Below are 21,319 nucleotides of genomic sequence, written 5' to 3'. Positions count from 1 at the left end.
ACATCGGGAAGGCGCGCCAGCGCCGAACATGCCAAGCGTGGGGCGGGTGGGGCTCGAACCCACGGCCAAGGGATTATGAGACCTCACGACCTTAGCTCTGTGCCGACCTGTGAAAAGACAGTTCGAGGTCGAGCCTGACGGGTCGAATCCCTTGGATCTCGCATCACTGCGGAAACGCCCGACAAGATCGAGACGACGTAGCCATGAGATCCGCGAACCGAGGAGTCCACATGCCTAAGACCATCGTCACCGAGTACCCGAAGCTCAGTAAGAAGCCGGCCGTCGTCGAGCGGTGGGAGCAGCTGGCGCTGAGCGCCGACGACCCGCAGACCCAGATGCTGTACGTCGTGGCCGTCCAGACCTACAAGCTCCGGGTCACCGTGCAGGTGGCGCTCGGGGTGTTCGTCGCCCTGGTCATCCTGTGGGCGTTGGTCGGCGGCGTGCTGGTGGCCTAGGCTCCGGTGGGTGCGCTACGAGTCCCGGGCCTACGGCACCCGACAGGAGATCGTCGACCTGATCACGCAGTCAGCCCTCACCCCAGGCCGCAGTGATCGACGGATGCAGGAGGCTGCCCGCGCCGTGGTCCTGCTCGAGGACGGAGCCGACGAGGTGTGGTTCGGGCACACCACCTACGTGGTGACAGAGGACACGGCCTGAGCTACCCTCGGTGGACCGCCCGGCATCGGGCTGGGCAGCGGCACAGAGGACAACTCCATGATCACCCAAGCGGACACGGCCGCGGCCGTGAGAAGGTCGCTTGACTCCAGGCCCGCCAGCGGTCTCCGGGGACAAGCCACGCCACGCCCCCGGACCCGGCGGGCCGACTCATGATCCCGGCCATACACGAGGGGCTGCTCGTCGAGCTGGCCAGCACCCGCACGCGGCAGCCCTACGACGGCCCGACCCCCGAACAGGTCGACGTGGTCGGCGTCCTGCACAGCCTGCGACGCGCGGTCGACGATCTCTGCCAGAACGTGATGATGCGCGGTGACGGGCCGTGGCTGTCGGTGGCCGACCAGCTGAACCAGGCCGCCGAACGCTGCCGGAACATCGACCGATTCACCGCCGAGCAGCGTCTGCTCCAGCAGTCGGTGGCGCGATGCCCGCGAGGGTGGCGGTGCCCGCGGTGCGGCCAGGACAAGGCCATCTGCGCGGACTGCGCGTGAACGACGAAAAGCCCCCTACCTCCCGGCCCGCAAGGGGTACCAGGAGGTAGGGGGCTTTTGTCACGGTGACGAATCAGGCCACGGCGAACGTGCCTGCGTGTAGGACCGGCTGCTCCGAGCCGGATACGGTGATGCGGATGCGGGCCTCGTGGTCGCCAGGGGTCAGCGCGCCGACGGCCGAGCCGGGGCCGACCATCACCCGCACCCACCACGACGAGCCGCCGAGCGCCGTCGGGATCGTCTCCCAGCTGGCAGAGACCCAGACGGACGGCGCCGTGCCGAGCGGCGTGACCGCGGCCTCGACGGTGTACGCGGTGGGGTTGGTCTCGACACCGGCCACGCGGTAGGAGACGGGGCCGAGCAGCAGGGGCTCGAGGGACAGGACGTCGCGGGGCGTCATGCGCCGCACCTCCAGACAGCTCGGGGCGCGCGGCCCGACGACCAGACAGACTCGACCTCGGCGACCGACCACACCGCGCGCGGCGCCTGGCCGACCCGGACCGTGGCCGGGGTGAGGGGCGGCACGGAGCTGACGGTCCCGGTCCCGGCGGTCACAGCGAACGCGGCCACCGACGTCCCGGCCCCGGACACGACGGCCGACCCTGTACCCGACGAGCTGCCGGGCAGGGCGGTGTTGCTGGCCGACCCGCTGACCACCGCGGCGCCTGCACCCGCCGTCGACGGGCTGCCCGCGGCGGACTGGCCGGCGCCAGCCACGACCACCGAGCCGGACCCCGCGGCCACACCGGCCGGTGCGACGGAGGCCCCGCTGCCGGTGACCGGGGTTGCGCCGATCGTGCCTGTGCCTGACGACACAGCGGCCGGAGCCGTCGACGCACCGGACCCCGACACGACGACCGACCCAGAGCCCGCGGCTGTGCCGGGCTGAGCCGACGAGGCTGCGCTGCCAGAGGCAACCACCCCGCCCGACCCGCCCGACGACCCGGCCGGGGCAGTGCTCGCGGCGGAGCCGGAGACCCGCACGGTGCCGGAGCCCGAGGACGTCGCGGCCGGTGCGGTGCTGGCGCCCGATCCGCTGACCGTTCCCCCGCCGCCCGCCGCCGGTTCCAGCGCGAGCAGCAGCGCTAGGCTCAGCGTGCTCGCCGAGAGCGTGCCGCCGCTGGCGGTGTACGTGCCTGACGCGCCCGGCAGGCGGTAGTTGCTGGCGAGGTAGTTGGACTCCCCCACCTCGGTGAAGTTCGTCGGCGGGGTGTGCGTCGCGGAGTTCTCGTTGGCGACGAAGTGCGCGAGGCCGTGCGCCCCCGCCACCGTGACCGACGTACTCGGGATCGTCGTGCCGGACGCGGCCGTCGCCGAGTTGAAGTTCGATCCGATCGGGTCACCCGACGCCAGCACGCCCGTGAACAAGGCCGCGTGCCCGATCGTCCACTGCGATCCGGACCAGCTGAACGTGTAGTTACCGGTGTCCGCGCCGGTCAGGCGCTTCCAGAAGATCTTGAGCTTCTGACTGCCGGACAGGACCGTCGTCAGCAGGGTGAAGCCGGACGGGGCGGTGACCGTCGGGTTGCCGATCTCCCACATCCCCAGCGCCACGAGCGCGACGTCGCCCGACGCGGCACCGGACGGGACCGGCACGTTGATCGAGGAGACGAGGTTGTCGCTGACGCCGGTGCTGGATGCGGAGCGGTACCCGACGGCCATGCCCTACCTACTCTCAGGTGACGAGGTTCCAGGCGGTCGTCTCGTCGCCGCCGTGCACGTCCAGCTGGTGGTTGTACGCGTCGGTCCAGCCGTACGAGGTGACCTCCGGGTGCGCAGCGCACGCGAGGTGGATGGTCGACGGCGGGCGGACGGTGTCCTCGGTCGGCGGGGGCATCAGGCTCCTCAGGATCAGGCGGGCTGGGTGTAGGTCAGGCCGGTGATGTTGACGGTCTGGCCGGACGCGATGCTCGTGTTGTCGAGGATCAGTTCCCCGCCGCCACCGGACATCGAGACCAGCCCGTCGTACACGCTGGCGCCGTCGCGGTTGACCACACGGAACCAGCCCGCGGTGCCGGTCGCGAGGCCAGTCGTGGTGCGCGGGACGCTCAGCAGGGTCGCCGTGCCGGACGCGTTGGCCGCGCCGAACGCGGGGTTCGCCAGGGTGCACTCAGCGAGCAGGGTTCCGCTCGCGGCTGTGTCGGCGTCGGCGGGCTGCGCGCCGGTGTAGATGCGGAGCAGGCCCGTGGCGGTGCCGGTCCCGGTGTCGGTCCGGTCCACGACGCCGTCAGCCGCGGCCTGCTGTGATGCGTTGGGCAGTCGTGTCGCCACGCGGCCTCCTTCAGATCAGGATGAAAGCAAGTCCCGCCGCGACCGGCGCGAGGGCCAGCGCGGTGACGAGCAGGAGCTGAGGCAGTGTCCGAAGCCAGCCCGGACGCCGCACGGGGTTGAGCACGGCGGCCCAGCGGACGCCAGCCCACATCAGCCACCGGCGGACGAAGCCGACGTCGAGCGACTGCATAGCCACGCGGAACTCCCGGTCGACCTCGGGCGACGATACGTACCCGGCGGGCAGGGAGTCGGAGATCAGGTAGTCGTGCACGATCGCGGCGAGGGTGTACTCCCCCGACGGCGGCGTGAACCACCACAGCAGCCGCGGCACGCTAGCGAAGTCGGTCACGTACCCGACGGGCACGAGGACCCCGAGGTCGCCCGCGTACTGCACCGACCGGAGCAGGCGCCACCTCTTGGCGTCCACCTGCTCCACGCGCGGCGGCCCGGAGAGGAACGGCATCAGCTGACGGGGCCCGTGTTCGGGAGGCCGTCGCGGGCGCGGCGGTCCTGCTCGTCGGCCAGCGCGGACGCCAGCGCGAGCACGTCGACGGTGCCGCCGCCGGCCGCCACCTCGGCGAGCTTGGCCTCGATGCCGGTCAGCCGGGTGGCCAGCTTGCCCAGCGCCGCGTTGGCCTCGTTGATCCTGCTCTGGTTCTCGACGGCCACGCGCATCGTGTAGTCGAGCTGCTTCGCCTGGGCCTCGGTCATGTCGTCCTCCGTGCCGGATGCGAGCGCGCGGGCCCGCGGGATGATCTCGTTGATGAGCTGTGTGATCCGCCGGTCCCCCGGACAGACCTTGCCGTAGGCCGAGGACCACAGCTCCCCGCCCGCGACGCGGTAGGGGTCGCAGCCCTGGCGGTGGTAGGCGATGCCGCGGCGACCGACCTTCGAGTCCGGGACCAGCGTGAGCGGGATGCCGTGCGCGCGGTGCGCCCAGACCAGGATCTTCGCGATCGCCTCGGCCTGCGCGGCGGTGAAACGCGGCACGTTGCTGCCCGACCAGGCGCCGTACGCCGAGCCGTGGTCCTCGTTCTCGATCGCGATGACGTGCCAGTTGCCGTTCAGGTTTGCGGCCGAGCGGTGGCGAGTGTCGCGTGCCTGCACGATCCGCCCGCTGGCGCCGGTGGTGAAGTGCGCGGCGTTGCCGCCAGACTGGTAACCGACGATGGTGTGAACGCAGACGATGTCCCAGGTGGACATGCTGCCGTTGTTGGCGATGCCGAGGAACTCGACACCGGGCATGCGTGCCACGCGGGCCTCCTACGGAACGTGGTAGTAGCTGACGGGGTTGGCCCGCACCAGGTCGAAGTACGACGGCACGCTGATCCCGCCGATGCCGTACCGGTAGCCGGGGCGGTCGACGTCCTCGTACTCGTCCAGCGCCCGGCGGACCCGGGCGGCAGTCGAGCCCGCGGCGGCCTCGGTGCCGACCGACACGCTCGGGTGTGCGGACCGGAACGCCTGCAACGCCCACGGCTCGACGTACAGGCGCAGCGAGTTCGGGCCGAGCGTCCCGTCGGTCAGCAAGTTGACCGCGGCTTGGCCCGCGTTGACGTGGTCGACGTGGCGGCCGCTGGCGGGGCGGTTGCTGTAGGTCTTGACCCACGCGCCGGGGTGTGCGGCCACGAACGCAGCGATCGCGGACTGCGCCTCACACACCGACAGGGTCGACTTGCCGACGATCCGGTTGCTGGCGTAGTGGATGTGGTCGGCACGCACCCCGAGCGCGCGCACCGCCCGCACCAGCTCGTCGTCCCGTGCCGCGCTGAAGTCCGCATCGGACAGACCGACGATGGCCTGCGCACCGGACCCGCTGCCCGTGGTGAGCAGCAGCACGTGCACGTCGTGCAGGCCGGACTCCAGGTGGCGACGGATGGACGCGCCCATGGACAGCGTCTCGTCGTCCTGGTGCGGGGTCACGTAGACGATGGTTGCCACGCGGGTTCAGCCTCCGAACAGGGTCTTGAGGTAGTCGACGGCAACAGCCAGGACCGCGGACAACCCGGCCACGCCGGACATCTGCTTCGTCGAGAAGCGGCGGACGCCCTTGGTGTCGGCGGCCTTCTCCAGCTCGGTGACGCGGTACTCGAGCTGGCCGACGCGCGGCAGGTAGTCCTCGCGGTGGCGGTCGAGTTTGTCGTCGAGCTGGTCGATCTTGGATTCGAGCCGGGCGAGCAGGGTGCGCAGGGTCTCGTCCATCACGGCCCCAGCCACGCGGCAGATAGCGTGGCCTCGCCGGCGATCGTGTTCACGGCGGACGCCCCGTTCTGCCACACGCGCAGCTTCAGGGTCTGTCCGGCGTTGAACTTTTCCGTCGTCGAGCAGCCGATGTAGGTGGGCTCCGTAGTGCCCATGTTGGGGCAATCGTTGCGGGCGTACACCGTGGCGCCGGAGCTGGTGGTGATCTGCACCCGGCGGCCGCCGGAGCCGCTCGCGCTGAACCCGACGATCGCGCTGATCTGCCAGACGCCAGACCGGCCGAGCGTGATCACCCCTGTCGACGTGTTCAGCGCGATGTCGCCTGTGGGGATCTCGGTGCTGTTCAGCACGACGTCCGCGTAGGACCCGCCAGACACCGGCACCGACGTGGTCGAGGTCCGGGCGTACTTGCCGACCACCGTCGTATAGACGCGCTCGTCGGTCACGTTGCCCGCCGAGATCGTCACCGCGCCGTTCGGCACCGACACCAGCGCGAGGGAGGTCTCCCAGATCGAGGAGTTCTGCGTGACGGCCGGGGCGGATGTCGTGCCGGTCAGGACATCGACCTCGATGCGGTTGTTGACGAAGTCCGCGCGCAAGACGACCCGGTCGATGCGCGTCGAGCCGGTTGCGTTGCTGGCGATGGGGATCGTCTTCGTGCCGGTGCTCTTGCCGTAGTGGCCGCGCACCCAGCACTCACCCGAGTTGACCTTGACCTGCATACCCGAGCTGTCGCCGAACGCCAGGAAGTCGAACCCGAACCCGCGCACCACACCGGACGAGCTGCCCAGCATGTGTTTCATCATGTCGCGCCAGAAGTCCTCGTACTGAGGAGTCCCGTTGAACGGGCCGTACGTGTCCAAAGTGGACGCCACGGCTCACCGCCTTTCGAGGTTGATCACACGCGACGCCAGCTGTGAGATGCGACGGAACATGCGTGTGGGGACGAAGTTGCCGCCCGCGTTGGCGGTGGTGCCCGGCGAACCGACAGCCGGGGTGACGGTGTAGCCGTCCGGGGTGAGGCTCAGCTTGCACTCGCGCAGGACGTCCGATACCGAGTCGCCTGGAATGTTCCGGCCGCCCGGACCGAGCGTGTCGAGCACGGCGGTGATGCGGTCGCCGAGGTAGTAGTGCACACCGAACTGGAGCCCCTCGAGGTCCAGCGGGGTGACCGACAGCGCGGACGTCTCGCCCTGGTCGGCGGCGGCCTTCAGCGCGGCCTGCTGCAACTCGGCGGCGGTGGCCGCGGACTGGGCGTCGACGAACTCGCCCTCACGCCGGCGCCACTGCGCGATACTCGCGGCGTCGCCGTACTCGTAGATCGTGCGGGCCGTGCCCTCGCCGTCGCCGCCGACGTACCAGTAGTTCGCGCGGGGCCGGGTCCGTCGGTAGCTGACGTCGCTGAGGTTGCCGCGGCCGCGGCTGAACACGACGTCCGCCGTACGGTCGACCGGCACGTACCCCTGGTACTGCAAGGCGTCCCCGACCTGGACCACGCGGAACCCGAGCTGCAGCCCGTCCACCGCGCCGGCCGTAGCCAGCTCCTGCATCATCGTCAGCAGCCCCTGCCAGCGGGCCCGGCCCGTGACCGTCGCGCCGTAGGCGGGATCAGCACCCCGGCTCATGCCGGAGTACTGGCGCGGCACGATCGTCGGGGTGGCCCCGTCGATCGAGATGTTCACACCGACGTACTGCCGCAGCACCGACGACGCCCCGCCCGTGCGGACGTCCTCGGCGGTCGTCGAGTACGGCGGTGCCGTCGATAGCGGTTGGGGGTGCGCGAGCCGCAGGCGCAACCAGTCGGTATCGTCCACCCCGGTCACCGTCAACGAGTTGTCGTCGTCGCTGGTGTGGTGTTGCTGCTCGTCCCACTCGCCGGACAGGATCGTGACGCCGTTGCGGCTGACGATGATCCCGGCGCCCGGTTGGCAGAGGTCGGCAGCGAGCCGGTTCTCCCGATCGATCTTGAGTTGCCAGGTGCTGACGTCGTTGAACCGCAACGTCAGGTCCAGGGACTGATAGTCGTCGAGCTCGCCCACCCGCTGAAGATCTTGGGTGCGCACCTCGACCTTCCACGGGGGAGCCGTCATGGCGAAAGGAACCTCTGGTAGTAGGTCACCTGCAGCGAGGAGTCCGTCGCGTCCACACCTGACATCTCCAGCCGCACTTGGTTGGCCCCGCTACGCAGCGGCCACAGCGCGGATGTTGGTTCCAGCAGTGAGTACGCGTTCGTGCCGTCGTTCAGCAACACGGACTTCACGCCCGGCCGGGTGTCGATCGTCAGGAACTGGCCGATGCCCAGCGACAGCGACGGGAAGTACAGCGTTTGCCCCGTGCTCAGGTTGCTCAGCTTCACCAGCGAGCCCGGCCCGGTAATCGTCCACACCGGCCACGCCTGTACGTCGCCCGCGTTCGTGATCGTCTCGGCGACGACCAGCTCGGACGCGGTCAGGCTGATAGGCAGGATGGGGAAGAAGTTCGGGGTGTCGGTAATCGTCCACACCGGCGACGACACCGGCGACGCGTCGTACCAGTACGGGTCGTGCGCCAGGAACGAAACCGCCGCGCGCTGCCAGGTCAGGCCTGACGCGTCGTCGACGGTCTCGTCCAGCTCAAGCCCTGCCGTGTACAGGCAGGTGATCTCCCGGACGTCGCCGACCGGGCTGACCACACGCACCTTGCCGTACCGCGGCGTGCCGTCGTCGTTGGCCGGGTTCATCTTGCGGATGAGGTCCCGGAGGTCGGTGCGCAGCGCGACGTCCGAAGCAGCCTGCCAGAACAACGGCAGCAGGAACTCGTGGTCGTCGTGCCGGACCTGACGAGGACGTGACCCCGCCTGGCCCGGCACCTTGTCCGACTGGATGATGACCTTCGGCATGAACCGGCCGCGCGCACGCCACTCGACGGGCAGGGTTGTGACCTCACCATCCGCGTCGACCCACGACACAACCTCGCTCACAGAACCTCCATGGCTTCCATGCGCGCGAACTGCGTCGGCACGTCGATCTGGTGGGCCTGCGTGATCGTGGTCAGGTGGTAGTGCTTCTCGACCGTCTGCCCGCCTTGCTCCATCGCCTTGAGCTGCCGCTCGTTGAAGACGGCCTCGGGCTTGCGGGTCTCGTTGTAGGCCAGCTGGCCCGGCATCAACCAACCGCCGTTGCGGTACCCGCCCGGCTTGTCCATCGCGTACTTGAGCGAGCCGTACCGGTTGATCGCGTAGTTCAGGCCCGCGTAGATGTTGGCCAGCGGGTCGTAGATCCCTCGCGACCGGAACGGTCCGGCGTACGCGGCGAAGGTCGGGCCGATCGTCTGCATGAGACCGATCGACGGCGTGCCCTTGCGGGCGTTGCTGTCCCACAGGTTGATGGCCCGCGGGTTGCCGCCGCTCTCCTGGTTCATCCGGCGCAGCACGTTCGGCAGCAGCCCGGACGACTGGCCGAGCATGCGCAGCACCTGCAGCACCAGCGGGGCCCAGCGCTGCACCCCGCTACCGCCGCCGACGCTTCCGGCCGCAGCGATTGCGGCCTGGATCGGGTCCGGGATCTTGGTCTTCGAGATGTCGATGCCGAACGGCCACGTCACCGCGCCGCCCTTGGCGTAGCCCGGCAGCGCCTCGCGCGGGATCTGCTTGTCGTTCAGCGCGGCCATGAATCCCGGGCCGTAGTACTGCACCGCGGCGGCACGCTGGACGAACTCGCCGTTCGACAACCACGCGAGGATGTCGTCCGACGTAGCCGAGCCCGGCCCGGTGACCTCGCCGCCCGTCGCGTAGGACCCCATCTTCAGGTCCTTCTGCACGGCGCGCAGGTTGGCCGGGGTGATCGGCGTACCGTGCGACAGCAGGTACTGCGACGCCGAGTACCGGTTAAGCTTGGCGTCCACATCGGACACACCCTTGAGCGTGAACTTTGTGGACACATCCTTCGGGATGGCGCCGTACGTGTCGATGATCTCGTTGGCGGCCTTCTCGTTCAGGCCCATCTGACCCGCGGACGCCTTGAGCTGACCGATGTTCTTGTGGTACTTGGCCGTGGCCTTGTCGATCGCCACCCCGTTGTTGAGGTCGGCGATGAACATGTCCTTCGCGGCCTGGGCGCGAGACTGCAGGTTGTCCCGGTTCTCGCGGCCCTTCTCGGTGTTGATGTCAAGCGTGGTGCCGTTACGCTTGATCGACTCGGTGAGCTGATCCTCGGTGGCGAACCAGCGCTCCTCAGCCTCCATCGCGTTGATGGCCTCGCCGTTGTACGCACGCAGGGCCTCGGTGAGGTTCTCTAGCGCGGTCTTCGTGTCGTCGTACTCGCCGCCGAGTTCCTCCGTCGCCACCTTCATGTGGTTGGTGGACTGGCTCGCGGCGGACTGCGCACCGGCGACGCCGTACTGCGCGGCGGTGGCCTCTCTGGCGGCCCGAGCCTCGCGGTCGATCGCGGCCGACGACTTCTCCCGCGTGCCCACCGCGCCGTCGATCTCCGTCTGCAGCCGCTGCAGGGCCTCGATCTCACGCTGGTATCCGGCAGCCCGGTTCGGGTCGAACGTCTCGCTATCGGGGTCCAGCGCGGCATCTTGAAGATCGTTCAGCGCCTGGATCTGCCCACGGATGGACTCGTTGACCTGCTTGCGCGCCTCGTTGTTGCCGAGGTACGCGTCGGTAAGCAAGGCCGTGTTGATGCCGTGCTGCTCAGCCGTCTCAAGGAGCCGCTTCTCCTCCAGCGCCGCGGCGCCCGCTGTGCGGGTCTTCTCGTTGAGCGCGTTGTTCTCCTCCTGGAGAACCTTGGCCACATCCTTGGAGGCGTCCGCGAACGCTTGCTGCTGCGCCTCCGCCTCGGCGTTGCTGCTCGTGAACAGCGACACAGCCGCGGTGACGCCAGCCAGCGCGAGCCCGAACGGCCCGCCGAGGATGCCCATCAACCCGCCGGCCGCCGCGCGCATGCCGGTGAACCCGGCGGCGCCGACGCCCTTCATGGTCGAGCCGAAGGTGGACACGTCGCCGCGCGCCCGACGGAACGACTCGCCCATCCGGCCGACGACCGGCAGGCGCTCCTCCAGCGCCATGAACGTGCCGGTCACCCGGTTCACGTCGAACGCGCCCATCGCCGTGCGAACGTCGTCGCCGAAGCCGCGCGTTCCGGAACGGAGCGGGGCGAGCATGCTCTGCACCCGGCCGCCCGCCACGGCCCACAGGCCCATGGCGATTGCGGCGTTCTGCACCGGTGACGGCAGGTCCTGCCACAGCTCGATGACGTCCTTGACCACCGACACCAGGCCGCCGAACGCGGGGATCACGACGTCCCCGACCGTGTCGGCCACACTGCCCAGCGCGGGAACGCCAGTGCGCAGCGCCCAGTCAGACACCGCGTTCACGGCGGGCATGACCTTCATGCCGACGGACTCGGCGAGGTTGCCCCAGCTGACGATCGCCTTGTCGGTCGAGTCCGCGGACGCCTCGGCCATCCCGCCGAACTCGGTCTGCAGCTCGCGAAGGATGATCTTCTGCGCGCCGAGGATGTCGCCCGACTCGACCAGCGCGGTGACCTGTGCGCGCTGCTGCTCGGTGAAGCTGACGCCGACCTTGGTCAGGGCGGTGAGCCCCCTGATCGGGTCGTTGAGCGCCTTGCCGACGCGGATGATGTTTTCCTGCAGCGAGGCTCCGGCGTCGCCGGTCCGGTCCAGCGCGGCGGCCATGTCCAGCGAGACGGCGGTCGTCTGGTCGAAGATGTTGTTACCTTCGCCGACCTCGTTGCGGATCTTGGTGAAGGTGAGCAGGACGTTCTCGCCCTGCTGGATGACCTCGTCGTCGACACCGGCCTTATTGGACAGCGACTCCGCCAGCTCGCCGACCTGGTCCGCGGTGACGTGCGCCTGCTGCCCCGTCGACCGCAGCACGGCCTCGGTCTTGCGGCCGGTGCGCTCGGCGTCGCGTGCCTCGTCGATCGCGGTCTTGAAGAAGTTCACACCGGCGACGACGGCGCCGAGCGCGGCGATTCCCTGCAGGCTGGTGGCGATCCCCTGCAGCCGACCCTCGGCGGCCTTGCCGCCCTTGTCCAGCTGCTGCGTGTTCGCGAGGAACCGGACCACCACGTCGCGCTGGGAGCTAGCCACCGCTACCTCCTCTGCTGCTGTGCCCGCGCCGCGGCGGTGAGTTCTTTGTCGCGCAGGTCAAGCAGTGCCTGGACCTCCCACTGCCGCAAGCTACGAACGTCCGAAAGGGACAGTCCGAAGTGGCGGGTGAGGGTGACGCTGGTCAGGAGCCGGTCGCGCTGTCCTTCTCGCTGGCCGGGCTCGGCATCTTGAAAAAAACCCGCAGGTCACCGGCCTGCTCGTAGGTCAGCTCCGGGTTGGTGCGCTTTGCGACGACGAAGCCAAGCGCGCGCATCGCCTTGCCCTGCCTACCGTTCGGGTCCATCACGGACACGATCGACGCGTCGATGAGGTCCTCAACCTGCTCGATCTCCGAGCATGTGAGGTCGTTCATGTCCACGGTCACACGGCCCTTGTCGGCCGCGCCTGCCTTGCGCGGGGTCATTGGAATTTGATCTCCCTCAGGGCCTCAGCAAGGGCCCGGTTGGCGTCGTTGAAGTAGGTGGGCTGGTCCTCGACCACCGTCGGGAAGATGGCGGGCTGCGGCTCCTGGTAGACCCACTTCGCCTTGTCCTTCTCGCCGAACACGGGGTGCTTGCCGCCGCGCTCGACGATGCGCGAGTACGGTGCCCGCGCGCGGATCTCGGCCCGGCCAGCCCGTGCGCCCGCGCGGGTCCGGCGCCGCAGCAACCCAGACTGCTTGGGCTGCTTGGTGCGGATCTTCGCGGCGGTCTTGTTCACGGACGCGCGGAGCTTGCGTTGCAGCTTCTTCCGGGTCTCCGGGGCCAGCTTCTTGATCTCGCGGAGGAGGGCCCGCATGTCGTCGATGGACGTCTTCGACACATCGATCATGCGGGCCCCCCTCGACGCGTCAGGCCGCGGTGGTGTCCGTGGTCTGGTACTCGACCTTGATCGAGGTCGTCCCGTTGTTGATGACCTTGTACGGCATCGGTGCCTGCACGATCTCCGGGCCGCCGACCTTCGGGGTCTCCCCGTCGAACCGCACGTTCATCGTGATCTTGCACTGGTACTTGTACGTCGAGGAGATCGTCGCGCCCTCGAACAGCAGCACGACCTCGGCCTCGGTACCCTGGACGAACCGGTTGTACTGGGTGAGCCCGTTGAACTCGGCCTCCAGCGACCCGGTGTACTCCCGCAGCGCGTTCTCCTCCGGGCGGTCCCGGAGCGTCGAGCCGAGGAAGACCCGGTCGTCAGTGAGGTTGTTGGCCCCCTGCAGCGACAACGACTTCACCTTCGCGGCCGACCCCGCCACCGTGATCGTGCCCTGCACGAACGTGTACGGCTTGTTGCCCGTCGGGTAGGACGCGACAGCCAGCGCGGTCGCCGTGGACTCGGCCTGTCCGAGGAAGGACAGCTTCAGGTGCGCGAACGAGTCGACCTCGCAGGTCAGCTCCCAGTCGCTGACCCGGCAGCCCGTGTACGTGAACGGGTGCGCCGTGTCGGCGATGTCCGGCTTCGCGATCTGCAGTGTGAACGATTGCGGGAGCGCGGCTGGGGTGATCGTGTGCAGGTACACCGTCGGGTTGCCGGCGGCGTCGGGCTGCGAGGTGACCGCGGTTCCGATTGCGTGCGCCAGCCAGAACGCCTGCCCCTTCGGCCGCAGCTCCATGTCGAAGTCACCCGACACGGACTGGCTGCCCAGCGCCCAGTTGTCCGTGGTGATCACGCGGGACTGTGCTCGGAGGCTGGATGACTCGATTCGGGTCTGCTCGAACGCGGCGGACTCCGACACGAAGTCGAAGAACTTGTCGACCGGCGCGGCGCTGGTGCCGTAGGTCGTCTCGGTCTTGGCGCCCAGCTGCGCCTTGTCGCTGACAGCCATCAGGCGTCACTCCCCTTCTTGGCGGCCGGAGCCTTCGCGGCGGGAGCGGCGTCCCAGACGTCCTGCTTCAGCAGCTGTTCGGCGTCGCCGTCGAGCACCTCGACCGGCTCGCCCCGGCGCACGACGAGGCCCAGCTCGGGCACCTCGACGGCGTCGTGCGGTCCTACGTAGACCACGCGCATGTTGGTATCTCCTTGGGTCATTCCATCCGCGCGTGGACGCGGACGACGATGTCGAAGCGGCAGCCGTGGCCCGAGTCGAGCTGGCCGCCGTGGTACTTCCAGCTCTCGGGCTTCGCCCACTGGATGTCGTCGCAGAGCTGCGGAGCCTCGGCCAGCTGCTGCTGCAGCTCGGCGAGAAGCTCGAGCGCGCGGGCGTCGGCCTGCCGCTGGGTCTGGCCCTGCGTCAGCCGGACCTGGACCGTGACGTCGAGGTCGTAGACCTCCTGCAGCTCCATCTTGGTCGGCCGGAACGCGGGGAACTCCAGCGACTCGGTCTCGGCCTTCTCCAGCCAGATGGCCTCGTCAGGCAGAGAATCCACATCGGACCGCGCATACAACACGGCGACACCCGCGAGTCCGGGGCGCTCGCCGAGCCGGTCGACCAGCGCGGTCTTGAACGCGATCAGACTCGTTCCCGCGCCGCTCACAGGTAGTGCCCCTGCAGCTCGCCCGGGAACAGGTCCTTCACGGCCTTGCTGATCACGTAGGTCGGGAAGTTGGACTGCGGCACGTCGTACTCGTCGACGTTCTGTGTCGCGGTCATCTCCGACCGCCAGACGTTCTTCATCATCAGCTTGGCGGCGGCCTTGAACCGCTCGTCGACGTCGGCCGTGGTGGCGAACCGACCGGCGGTGTACTCGACCACGACGTTGCCCTCGCCCGCGGCGAACTCGGCGGCGTAGCCGGTGTCCCGGCGCAGCAGCTCGTTGCCGAGCAGGGTCGGGTCGCCGGAGTACTTCCGGGTCCGGTAGCCGTCGGCGGGCTTGACCGGGTTGGTCTCCGCGGTGAGCACCGTCTCCGTACCGTCCCGGTCGTACTCCTTGACCGAGGTGATCGAGGCGACTGGGTACTTGGTGAGGAAGACGGAGCAGTCACCCCCGTCGAGTTCGTCCGTGACCGCGCGGCGTACCACCGGGCCGACCAGCTCATCCAGCCGCAGCGACACGGCGGTGATCCACCGCTTGATCTCGTCATCGCTGGCGGTGGTGGCGGTCTGCTTCACGGCGGCCTTGCCTTCGGCCAGGGTCAGCACGTCGAGGGTGGCCATGCTCAGCGTCCCTTGTTCTCGGCGGGTCGGCGGGCCTTGTTGGCGGCGGGCTTCGCGGCCTTCTGCTCGGCGAGCGCGGCGGCGTCCTCGGGGGACAGCGCGTCGTCCGCGCCATACGCCAGCGAGACCGCGGCGGGGTGCCCGTCCTCGACCAGGCCGCCGTCAGCGGTGCGCCACAGGCGCTTTCCGTCCGGCATCAGACCTGCGTCCCCACGACGGTCCAGGTGATGGTGGACGTCCCGTTCGTCGCGGTGCAGATGTAGAGCTTGCCGTTGGTCGTGTCGATCAACAGCGAGCCGACCACCGCCACCCCGAGGAACGTCACGTTGACGGTCGGGGCGCCCGCGTTGCGCAGCGGCGCGTCCAGACCGGCGCCCGGGATAACCTTGCCGGGCTCGATGACAGCCATGAGTGTCCTTTCGGGACTGGGGTCCGGCCCCGGACCGTCGGCAGGAGACAGCCCGGGGCCGGAGGATCAGATGCCGGTGACCGTCGCGAACGCGGTCGGGCGGTAGAAGGTGACGCCCACGCGCACGTCGGCGCGGATGCGCTGCTTGCCGTTGAGGAAGTCGTCGGCGTGCGAGTCGGTCGTCTTCAGCTCGACGCCGCGACGGGCCACCAGCTCGGCGAAGTTGGCGAAGTCGCCGACCACACCGGTGTTCTCGGTCAGGCCCTGCGCGAGCGCGACCTGCAGGCCCCAGATGCGGTCCGGCCCGGCCTCCGAGGGCGAGCCCCAGATGTAGATGCCGTCGGCGGTGCGCAGCAGTCGGACTTCCTGCCAGTCCAGCGGGTTGGTCACGTACGCGTTGGGCACGGCCTGGCCGGTCCCGGTCATCACCTTGACCATCGCCTTGTACACGGCGTCCGGCACCGGGTCGGTACCCTTGGCCTGGGTCTGGATGCCCACGACGTTGAGCAGACCGCGCAGGTTCGGCGAGGTGCCGTTGCCGACGAGGACCTGCGTGTTCAGCCGCTGGCGCAGACCGAAGAGCAGACGGCCCTCGACGTAGGACTTCGCCTGGCTCTCGTCCTCGAGCTGCTCGTCCGTGATCGGCAGGGAGTTACCGATCTTCTGGATCGGGTCAGTGACCTCGACGACCTTGAACGCGGACTCGGGGTAGAGTCCCGCCTCGGCGAGCTCGGCCGCGTTGTTGGTGTAGACGGTCTCCTGCATGTACTTGTTCGCGGACTGACTGGTCGTCACGACCGGGAACAGGTCCAGCACGTCGATCGGCGTGGTCGCGATCGGCACCACCCGGCCCGACCGGAGGACCTCGGGGGACCAACCGTCGGTGCGCTGGAACAGCGTCTTCAGCTCGACGTCGATGTGCGTGGTCTTCAGCTCGCCCGAGTTGGGGGTCCACGCCTTGTACTGTGCGGACTCGATGAACCGCTGACCGAACGACTTGTACTCGCGGTCACGGTCGGGGCGGCGGTCCTCGCGCTCGCCCGGGCCATCCTGGCCCTTCTGCTCGCGGGCGGCGTCGGCGGCCTTCTGCACGGCGAGCAGGTCGTCGCGCTGCTTGCCGAGGTCCGTCAGCTCGTCGTTCATCTTGCGGATCTCGGCGGCCTTGGCGCGGGAGTCACCCGACAGCGTCTTGACCTTGTCGAGGTCCATCTCCGGGCCGGCCTCGTCGAACACCGCGTGCAGCGTCTTCGACTTCTCCGTGATCGCGGACTGGACGTCGTCCAGCTTCTTGAATGCCACGTGTCCTCCTTGGACAGGCGTATTGGAAGTGGTCAGCCGAGTTCGAAGGCCGCGAGTCGCGCGATCTCCCGCGCGATGTCGGCCTCGTTCTCGGGGGTGGGCTCGGCGTCGAGCAGTTCGGCCAGCCGCTTCAGGGCGGCGTGCACGCGCTCGGTCACCTCGGTGCTCTCCGCACCCAGGGCCTTGCCCTTCTCCTGCCGCTTCGCCATGACGTCCGCGGCGCGATCGATGTAGGACTCCACGGCGGCCACGACCGCCAGGCCCTCATCGGTGAACTTCATGCCGGCGCTCTTGGTCGCCAGCGTGCGTGTGTTGACTCCGGCACCGATGAGCACCGGGGACACCTCGTGGACCTTCAGCTTCTCGAGGAAACGGACCGACCGGTCCTCATGCTCCCCGAAGGACGCCTTCACGACGTCGTAGCCGTAGCTCCACTCCATGAGGTCACCCGCGTGCTTGACGGCGCGGAAGTGGTCAGCACCCGTCTGGGTGTCCAGCCAGAACTTGCCGTTGAACACGGCCTCGGTCTTGGTCTCCCGGATGACACCCTTGCCGACTGGCAGCGAACCCATCCAGCTCTCATGCTGGTACGCCGAGATCAGCACCTCGGCGCCGTCCTCGAACGCGCCCTTCAGCGTGACGTCGCCGTGCTTGTCCTCGACGTCGAGGGTCGAGAAGACCGCGGTCACCTCGCCCTTGTCCTCGTCGGCGTCCTTCAGCTCGACGCGCAGACTCTTCGTGTCCACAGTGGCTACTCCTCCGGCGGGGCGGGGTTGGGGCCCCCTGCCGAGGTGCCCGTGTTGGCGGTTTCACCCGGCTTCTGCAGCTGAACGCTGAACAGGCCGGTGTGCGTGAGAAGGGACCAGTCGCCGGCTTGTACGGCAGCAGTCACGGACTCGGGCGTGTACCCAGCGTCCAGAAGGTTGCGAATCGTCTGTGCCTCGGTGGACTGGATCTCCGCGGAGTCCTTCTTGTCCTCACGGAGGAACGCGATGTCTCGATCGTCGTACCAGAGTTCGGCGTCAGCAGGGACGTCCACGATGGACGCAAGCGACCCGGCCACGTTCCGCCACAGCGGGCGCAGCGTGCCGTCGGCGAATCGCCTGCGCGCCTGGCCGTAGTTGCTGTACGTGGCGGCCTGCAGGCCCTCGGAGAATCCAGCGATGACTGGCGGCACTCCGGCCGCGGCGGCGACCCGGGTCTCCCCGGCGCCTTGCACCGCGCGGAAGTCAAGGTTCTTCAGGTCAGCCCCGACGACCTTCGCGTCCGCACCGCCGCCCAGGTACAGGGTCTTGTAGGCGTTGCTGGCGCCCTTGGTGCGCTTGTCGATGTCGTGCTTGTACTTCTCGAACCGCTCCGGCGTCATGTCCTTGTCGACCGTGACGACCATGCGCCCGGTGGCGCCCTGCGAGAAGTACTTCCACTTGTGCTTGGTGGCGGCCTGGTCGGACTCCAGCTCGTCCATGACCGGCGTGACCCAGCTCATGCCACGGAACCGGAAGTCAGGGTCGGGGATCGGCGCGAAGCACGCGACCTCGTCCGGCATCAGGATCTCGGGCTCGGCCACTCCCGGTCGCGGGTCGTAGACGTAGGCAAGTACCTCGGCGTCGAGGTCGTCGCCGCTCTCGACCGGCTCGCCGTGCGACCCCAGGACGATCGTCATGTACTGGGAGTTGGGGAGAGCCAGGCCGTGCGGACGGTCAACGCAGAACGCGGTGCCGCTCAGGTCGGCCTTCTGGATCATCCGGGCCAGCAGGTCACCCGTCGTGCCACCGCGCCAGGGGCGCTCGAGCTTTGCCAGCGCTGGGCCTCCAAAGAGGTCCCCCGGCCGACCCTTGCGGATCTGGCGGTACTGGAATCGAGCCTCACTGAAGATCAGCATGCGCGTGAGGTTCAGCGCGAAGATGATGCCGTTCTTCTTGTAAGCAGCCTGGATCATCCCGGCGAACTCGGGCTCCGCCTGCTCCCGGGAATCCCACGGCAGCAGCCCGAACGCAGAACGCGACGCAGTGAGATCCCAACCGGGCGGGCGAAGCAAAGCCTTGCGGCCAGTCACCAAACGGCGCGACAGCCTCACGGCGACTCCTCATCCCCGAACAGGAACAGCACGGCCAGCACGGCGGTGCACACCCCGGCGACGAGCCAGCCCGCGGGCGGGTAGATGGCGGCAGTGCCAACCGTCAGGAACACGGCGGCTAGCACCAGGAACAGTGCGAGCGCCAGCTCGCGGGCGGCGGCGGGCGACAGCTTCGGGAGCTTGGCGCGCATCAGTCGTCCTCCCAGTCGTCCTCGGTCATGACCCAGGGCTCGACGTCCTCGGGTTCGGGGGCGGCGGCAGTGCCGTGCAGGGCGAGGGTCGCGGCGACCAGCGGCGTGATGTCCACGGAGATGTCCTTGCGGGCCCAGGCGTAGGCATCGCCCACCGGGCGGAGCTGTCCACCCAGGGCGGCCGTCGTCAGGCTCTGCTGGCCGATGTGCCGCAGCTGGTCGTTGGTGAGCGCGTCGATGAACTCGCCCGTGGCCTGGCCCAGCTCGGCCGTCGTGATCAGCTCGACCTCGACGCCTGCCTCGATCAGCGGCTGAATGAACGCGCCCGCGGCGCTGCGCGGATCGATGACCACCGGGCCACAGTCCCAGCGCCGGTACAGCTCGGCGGTCCTCGCGACCACCCAGCCCGTACCCGGCTTGGCGTCGATCACCTCGACGTGGAAGCGCCCGTCCGCGCGGCGGCCTGCGACCGCGACCGTGCTGTGGCTGCGGTCCGGCGACGTGTCGAGCGCGAACCGGACGCGACCGACCAGCTTGGACTCGGTGTCCTCGAGGTCGGCCCACTGCCCGGCGTCGATCGTGCCGCCCGCGGACTCAACCGGCCGGGGCCAGATGCCGAGGATCTCGCGGGCGAAGCCCATCTCGGACATGGACGCCAGGTCGTTCTCGACGTCCTCGAGCGTGAGTCGGTCCGTGCCCAGCGCGGGGTTCGTGTTGGCCCACCGCTCGACGTCCGACAGGAACGCGGCCAGCTCGGCGGGCGACAGCTCGCGGAGGTCCTCGAGCCGCCCGGCCGCGCCGAAGTCGCGGTAGCCTAGCCGACCCGGGTCAGCGGACTCGGCCCGCTTGCGCAGGCGGTGCATGACCTCGCCCGACACACCGTCGAGCGGCGGCGACGAGGTGTAGATGGTCTGCGGGTTCAGCGCGGCGCGCTGCGTCGGGCCGATCGCGTCCTGCTGCTCAAACGTGTACGCGAACGTCTCGTCGATGATGTTCAGGTCGACGGCGTCGATGCCGCGGCCGGAGCCCTTGCTCCTCGCCACGAACAGCACCAGTTGCCCGGTCTCGAGAATCTCGAAGGACTCCTGGCCGTTGGTCTGCCCGACCTTGACTGTGAAGCGCTCGCCGTCCAGGTCGATCGCGTAGTGCTCGGAGCCGCGCCGCTCGAACCGCGTGCCGAGCCGGCCGAAGTGCGCGCGCATGCGCCGGGCGGCCTTCTTCGCGGTCTTGACCTCGTGCGCGCTCCACAGGATGGTCTTCTCACCGAGCAGGAACAGCCCGGCCAGCACCCGCAGCTCGAGGATGACGCCCTTGCCGTTCTGGCGGGCGACCCACTCGCAGTACTCGCGGCAGGCCCACATCCCGTCCGAGCGGAACGACAGCAGCAGGTTGAGCGCGTCGGCCTGCCAGTCGTCGGCGGCGATCCCCGCGCGGAGACCAAGCTCCAGCGCCTCAGGGCCGAACGACCCGACGATCCCAGCCGGACGGACCTCAACCCGCGGTTTGCGCTCGCTTCTCAGCAATGCGGGAACGGATGCCGACAACGTTGCCGCCTCCCCCGCTGGTGGTGCTCGGTGTCGGGTTCGACGGGGCTCCCGCGCCCTCAACCTCGGCGGCCTGGCGCAGCTCGGCGACGATGCCCTTCAGCGCGGTCTCCTGCATGCGCGTCTCGGACAGCAGCTTGTCGACGATCACGGAAATCTCACCGCCGTCGTTCAAGTCCAGCCGTAGCCAGGACTTACGTGGGTCGGCGAGCATTGCGTCGAGCTGGTCGAGACGGTCCGCCATGCGGCACGCCTCTTCGAGCAGCACGACCTGAGGCGGGGCCAGCCCGGCGCCCTCGTTCATCTGCCGCCACAGCCGCGCGCCGCGGGTACCGGGCTCCGTGACGGGAACGTCACGCGTGTCGTCACGATCCGTTTCAGCGTCACGTTGCGGCGTACCAGCCGCGTCACAGGTCTCTGACCTGCACAGACGGTGGTCACCGGCCTTGTGCCGCCGGGAGCGCTTCGCCCGCAGGGCTGGGCTGTCGGCCATCGTGACGCTCCAGTGATCCAGTTTGCGGGGGGAAAAAGGGAAGGGGCCGGAGTCGTCTTGGCCTTGATCAACTGGCCTCGAGGACCCCCGGCCCCCCTCCCCCGGCCTGCTCCCCTACCTACCACTCGCGACTGTTCGCGTCCGATGTGGAGGATCGAGCGGGCTCTGACCTGCGGTTACCGCGCGAAGCGTTGCAGCCGTAGTGCGCGGCACGAAGGTTGTTAAGATCGAATTCTTTTCCACCAAGTGACTTGGGGATGACCAGGTCCACGCTGCCGGACAGGGGATGCCGGGGGCGGGGTGGGGTACGGGGTATGGCCCGGGTGGGCATCCGGCACACCGGCATCCGGCACGTCCAGCCGTCGCGGTCGAGGACCTTCGGCCTGACCTTGCGGTACCAGGTGGAGGAGTGGTGGGCACCGCGTGCCCGGGCCTTCGCCCTCAGCCTGGTGCGCTCAGCCTCGGTCGGCGGCGGGCTGC

The 21,319-nt window shown here is 69.0% G+C and carries 29 protein-coding genes; 3 read left to right on the top strand and 26 right to left on the bottom strand.

Going from position 1 to position 21,319, the window contains the following annotated elements; translation table 11 throughout:
* Positions 1–230: 230 nt before the first annotated feature.
* The 3 genes from ACIBVP_RS33155 (at position 231) to ACIBVP_RS33145 (ending at position 1,166) form a co-directional block, all read left to right on the top strand.
* Positions 231–455 carry a hypothetical protein gene (locus tag ACIBVP_RS33155; RefSeq protein ID WP_396110357.1) on the top strand — a complete coding sequence of 75 codons (225 nt, stop codon included), beginning with the start codon at positions 231–233 and terminating at the stop codon, positions 453–455.
* A gap of 10 nt (positions 456–465) precedes the next feature.
* Positions 466–657, top strand: coding sequence for a hypothetical protein (locus ACIBVP_RS33150; protein ID WP_396110356.1), 192 nt, complete (start codon positions 466–468; stop codon positions 655–657).
* Positions 658–827: 170 nt separating this feature from the next.
* Positions 828–1,166 (top strand): hypothetical protein, encoded by a 339-nt coding sequence (locus ACIBVP_RS33145; RefSeq protein WP_396110355.1) that lies wholly within the window; start codon positions 828–830, stop codon positions 1,164–1,166.
* 73 nt (positions 1,167–1,239) lie between these two features.
* Here ACIBVP_RS33145 and ACIBVP_RS33140 read toward each other — a convergent pair whose 3' ends face one another.
* From ACIBVP_RS33140 to ACIBVP_RS33015, 26 genes are all read right to left on the bottom strand, one after another.
* Positions 1,240–1,566, bottom strand: a complete 327-nt coding sequence (locus ACIBVP_RS33140) for a hypothetical protein (protein WP_396110354.1) — start codon at positions 1,564–1,566, stop codon at positions 1,240–1,242.
* Positions 1,563–2,828, bottom strand: a complete 1,266-nt coding sequence (locus ACIBVP_RS33135) for a hypothetical protein (protein WP_396110353.1) — start codon at positions 2,826–2,828, stop codon at positions 1,563–1,565. The genes ACIBVP_RS33140 and ACIBVP_RS33135 overlap by 4 nt, the downstream gene beginning before the upstream one ends.
* Before the next feature lie 13 nt (positions 2,829–2,841).
* Complete coding sequence (locus tag ACIBVP_RS33130; RefSeq protein WP_396110352.1) at positions 2,842–3,003, bottom strand: hypothetical protein; 162 nt, start codon at positions 3,001–3,003, stop codon at positions 2,842–2,844.
* A 14-nt stretch (positions 3,004–3,017) separates the two neighbouring features.
* Positions 3,018–3,437, bottom strand: coding sequence for a hypothetical protein (locus ACIBVP_RS33125; RefSeq protein ID WP_396110351.1), 420 nt, complete (start codon positions 3,435–3,437; stop codon positions 3,018–3,020).
* A gap of 10 nt (positions 3,438–3,447) precedes the next feature.
* Positions 3,448–3,900: a DUF1353 domain-containing protein gene (locus ACIBVP_RS33120; RefSeq protein ID WP_396110350.1), complete on the bottom strand. Its 453-nt coding sequence runs from the start codon at positions 3,898–3,900 to the stop codon at positions 3,448–3,450.
* Complete coding sequence (locus ACIBVP_RS33115) at positions 3,900–4,682, bottom strand: N-acetylmuramoyl-L-alanine amidase (RefSeq protein WP_396110391.1); 783 nt, start codon at positions 4,680–4,682, stop codon at positions 3,900–3,902. Before ACIBVP_RS33115 ends, ACIBVP_RS33120 begins: the two co-directional genes overlap by 1 nt.
* A gap of 18 nt (positions 4,683–4,700) precedes the next feature.
* On the bottom strand, positions 4,701–5,378 hold the full coding sequence (locus ACIBVP_RS33110) for a PIG-L family deacetylase (RefSeq protein WP_396110349.1): 678 nt from the start codon (positions 5,376–5,378) through the stop codon (positions 4,701–4,703).
* A gap of 6 nt (positions 5,379–5,384) precedes the next feature.
* Positions 5,385–5,654, bottom strand: coding sequence for a hypothetical protein (locus tag ACIBVP_RS33105; RefSeq protein ID WP_396110348.1), 270 nt, complete (start codon positions 5,652–5,654; stop codon positions 5,385–5,387).
* Positions 5,639–6,514 carry a hypothetical protein gene (locus ACIBVP_RS33100; RefSeq protein WP_396110347.1) on the bottom strand — a complete coding sequence of 292 codons (876 nt, stop codon included), beginning with the start codon at positions 6,512–6,514 and terminating at the stop codon, positions 5,639–5,641. Before ACIBVP_RS33100 ends, ACIBVP_RS33105 begins: the two co-directional genes overlap by 16 nt.
* A gap of 3 nt (positions 6,515–6,517) precedes the next feature.
* On the bottom strand, positions 6,518–7,729 hold the full coding sequence (locus tag ACIBVP_RS33095; protein ID WP_396110345.1) for a hypothetical protein: 1,212 nt from the start codon (positions 7,727–7,729) through the stop codon (positions 6,518–6,520).
* Positions 7,726–8,598, bottom strand: coding sequence for a phage distal tail protein (locus ACIBVP_RS33090; protein ID WP_396110344.1), 873 nt, complete (start codon positions 8,596–8,598; stop codon positions 7,726–7,728). Before ACIBVP_RS33090 ends, ACIBVP_RS33095 begins: the two co-directional genes overlap by 4 nt.
* Complete coding sequence (locus ACIBVP_RS33085) at positions 8,595–11,735, bottom strand: transglycosylase SLT domain-containing protein (RefSeq protein WP_396110343.1); 3,141 nt, start codon at positions 11,733–11,735, stop codon at positions 8,595–8,597. The genes ACIBVP_RS33090 and ACIBVP_RS33085 overlap by 4 nt, the downstream gene beginning before the upstream one ends.
* A 142-nt stretch (positions 11,736–11,877) precedes the next feature.
* Positions 11,878–12,159 (bottom strand): hypothetical protein, encoded by a 282-nt coding sequence (locus ACIBVP_RS33080; protein WP_396110342.1) that lies wholly within the window; start codon positions 12,157–12,159, stop codon positions 11,878–11,880.
* The gene (locus tag ACIBVP_RS33075) at positions 12,156–12,566 is read right to left on the bottom strand and encodes an HK97 gp10 family phage protein (RefSeq protein ID WP_396110341.1); all 411 of its coding nucleotides are present in this window, start codon (positions 12,564–12,566) and stop codon (positions 12,156–12,158) included. Before ACIBVP_RS33075 ends, ACIBVP_RS33080 begins: the two co-directional genes overlap by 4 nt.
* Positions 12,567–12,585: 19 nt before the next feature.
* Positions 12,586–13,557, bottom strand: coding sequence for a phage tail tube protein (locus tag ACIBVP_RS33070; protein WP_396110340.1), 972 nt, complete (start codon positions 13,555–13,557; stop codon positions 12,586–12,588).
* The gene (locus ACIBVP_RS33065) at positions 13,557–13,739 is read right to left on the bottom strand and encodes a hypothetical protein (protein ID WP_396110339.1); all 183 of its coding nucleotides are present in this window, start codon (positions 13,737–13,739) and stop codon (positions 13,557–13,559) included. Before ACIBVP_RS33065 ends, ACIBVP_RS33070 begins: the two co-directional genes overlap by 1 nt.
* A gap of 17 nt (positions 13,740–13,756) precedes the next feature.
* The gene (locus ACIBVP_RS33060) at positions 13,757–14,206 is read right to left on the bottom strand and encodes a hypothetical protein (protein WP_396110338.1); all 450 of its coding nucleotides are present in this window, start codon (positions 14,204–14,206) and stop codon (positions 13,757–13,759) included.
* Positions 14,203–14,826, bottom strand: a complete 624-nt coding sequence (locus tag ACIBVP_RS33055) for a hypothetical protein (protein ID WP_396110337.1) — start codon at positions 14,824–14,826, stop codon at positions 14,203–14,205. The genes ACIBVP_RS33060 and ACIBVP_RS33055 overlap by 4 nt, the downstream gene beginning before the upstream one ends.
* A gap of 2 nt (positions 14,827–14,828) precedes the next feature.
* Complete coding sequence (locus ACIBVP_RS33050; protein ID WP_396110336.1) at positions 14,829–15,023, bottom strand: hypothetical protein; 195 nt, start codon at positions 15,021–15,023, stop codon at positions 14,829–14,831.
* Positions 15,023–15,235 (bottom strand): hypothetical protein, encoded by a 213-nt coding sequence (locus ACIBVP_RS33045; protein WP_396110335.1) that lies wholly within the window; start codon positions 15,233–15,235, stop codon positions 15,023–15,025. Before ACIBVP_RS33045 ends, ACIBVP_RS33050 begins: the two co-directional genes overlap by 1 nt.
* 66 nt (positions 15,236–15,301) lie before the next feature.
* Positions 15,302–16,534: a phage major capsid protein gene (locus ACIBVP_RS33040; protein ID WP_396110334.1), complete on the bottom strand. Its 1,233-nt coding sequence runs from the start codon at positions 16,532–16,534 to the stop codon at positions 15,302–15,304.
* Between the two features lie 32 nt (positions 16,535–16,566).
* Positions 16,567–17,280 (bottom strand): HK97 family phage prohead protease, encoded by a 714-nt coding sequence (locus ACIBVP_RS33035; protein WP_396110333.1) that lies wholly within the window; start codon positions 17,278–17,280, stop codon positions 16,567–16,569.
* Positions 17,281–17,285: 5 nt separating this feature from the next.
* Positions 17,286–18,611, bottom strand: coding sequence for a phage portal protein (locus tag ACIBVP_RS33030; RefSeq protein ID WP_396110332.1), 1,326 nt, complete (start codon positions 18,609–18,611; stop codon positions 17,286–17,288).
* Positions 18,608–18,802 (bottom strand): hypothetical protein, encoded by a 195-nt coding sequence (locus ACIBVP_RS33025; RefSeq protein WP_396110331.1) that lies wholly within the window; start codon positions 18,800–18,802, stop codon positions 18,608–18,610. Before ACIBVP_RS33025 ends, ACIBVP_RS33030 begins: the two co-directional genes overlap by 4 nt.
* Entirely contained in the window at positions 18,802–20,325 is a 1,524-nt protein-coding gene (locus ACIBVP_RS33020) for a hypothetical protein (RefSeq protein WP_396110330.1), read from the bottom strand. Before ACIBVP_RS33020 ends, ACIBVP_RS33025 begins: the two co-directional genes overlap by 1 nt.
* The gene (locus ACIBVP_RS33015; protein ID WP_396110329.1) at positions 20,294–20,839 is read right to left on the bottom strand and encodes a hypothetical protein; all 546 of its coding nucleotides are present in this window, start codon (positions 20,837–20,839) and stop codon (positions 20,294–20,296) included. Before ACIBVP_RS33015 ends, ACIBVP_RS33020 begins: the two co-directional genes overlap by 32 nt.
* Positions 20,840–21,319 lie beyond the last annotated feature (480 nt).

The organism is Actinophytocola sp. NPDC049390, assembly GCF_044466355.1.
GTDB lineage: Bacteria > Actinomycetota > Actinomycetes > Mycobacteriales > Pseudonocardiaceae > Actinophytocola.
Note: the sequence above shows the minus strand (reverse complement) of the source record. Positions and strands in the feature narration are given on the sequence as shown.

Excerpts from the sequence above, each read along its gene's own strand:
- ACIBVP_RS33155 (WP_396110357.1), top strand. The coding sequence starts at position 231 with ATGCCTAAGACCATCGTCACCGAGTACCCGAAGCTCAGTAAGAAGCCG.
- ACIBVP_RS33075 (WP_396110341.1), bottom strand. The coding sequence starts at position 12,566 with ATGATCGATGTGTCGAAGACGTCCATCGACGACATGCGGGCCCTCCTC.
- ACIBVP_RS33070 (WP_396110340.1), bottom strand. The coding sequence starts at position 13,557 with ATGGCTGTCAGCGACAAGGCGCAGCTGGGCGCCAAGACCGAGACGACC.
- ACIBVP_RS33050 (WP_396110336.1), bottom strand. The coding sequence starts at position 15,023 with ATGCCGGACGGAAAGCGCCTGTGGCGCACCGCTGACGGCGGCCTGGTC.
- ACIBVP_RS33140 (WP_396110354.1), bottom strand. The coding sequence starts at position 1,566 with ATGACGCCCCGCGACGTCCTGTCCCTCGAGCCCCTGCTGCTCGGCCCC.
- ACIBVP_RS33055 (WP_396110337.1), bottom strand. The coding sequence starts at position 14,826 with ATGGCCACCCTCGACGTGCTGACCCTGGCCGAAGGCAAGGCCGCCGTG.
- ACIBVP_RS33080 (WP_396110342.1), bottom strand. The coding sequence starts at position 12,159 with ATGACCCCGCGCAAGGCAGGCGCGGCCGACAAGGGCCGTGTGACCGTG.
- ACIBVP_RS33065 (WP_396110339.1), bottom strand. The coding sequence starts at position 13,739 with ATGCGCGTGGTCTACGTAGGACCGCACGACGCCGTCGAGGTGCCCGAG.
- ACIBVP_RS33015 (WP_396110329.1), bottom strand. The coding sequence starts at position 20,839 with ATGGCCGACAGCCCAGCCCTGCGGGCGAAGCGCTCCCGGCGGCACAAG.
- ACIBVP_RS33130 (WP_396110352.1), bottom strand. The coding sequence starts at position 3,003 with ATGCCCCCGCCGACCGAGGACACCGTCCGCCCGCCGTCGACCATCCAC.
- ACIBVP_RS33095 (WP_396110345.1), bottom strand. The coding sequence starts at position 7,729 with ATGACGGCTCCCCCGTGGAAGGTCGAGGTGCGCACCCAAGATCTTCAG.
- ACIBVP_RS33025 (WP_396110331.1), bottom strand. The coding sequence starts at position 18,802 with ATGCGCGCCAAGCTCCCGAAGCTGTCGCCCGCCGCCGCCCGCGAGCTG.
- ACIBVP_RS33115 (WP_396110391.1), bottom strand. The coding sequence starts at position 4,682 with ATGCCCGGTGTCGAGTTCCTCGGCATCGCCAACAACGGCAGCATGTCC.
- ACIBVP_RS33145 (WP_396110355.1), top strand. The coding sequence starts at position 828 with ATGATCCCGGCCATACACGAGGGGCTGCTCGTCGAGCTGGCCAGCACC.
- ACIBVP_RS33045 (WP_396110335.1), bottom strand. The coding sequence starts at position 15,235 with ATGGCTGTCATCGAGCCCGGCAAGGTTATCCCGGGCGCCGGTCTGGAC.
- ACIBVP_RS33120 (WP_396110350.1), bottom strand. The coding sequence starts at position 3,900 with ATGCCGTTCCTCTCCGGGCCGCCGCGCGTGGAGCAGGTGGACGCCAAG.
- ACIBVP_RS33135 (WP_396110353.1), bottom strand. The coding sequence starts at position 2,828 with ATGGCCGTCGGGTACCGCTCCGCATCCAGCACCGGCGTCAGCGACAAC.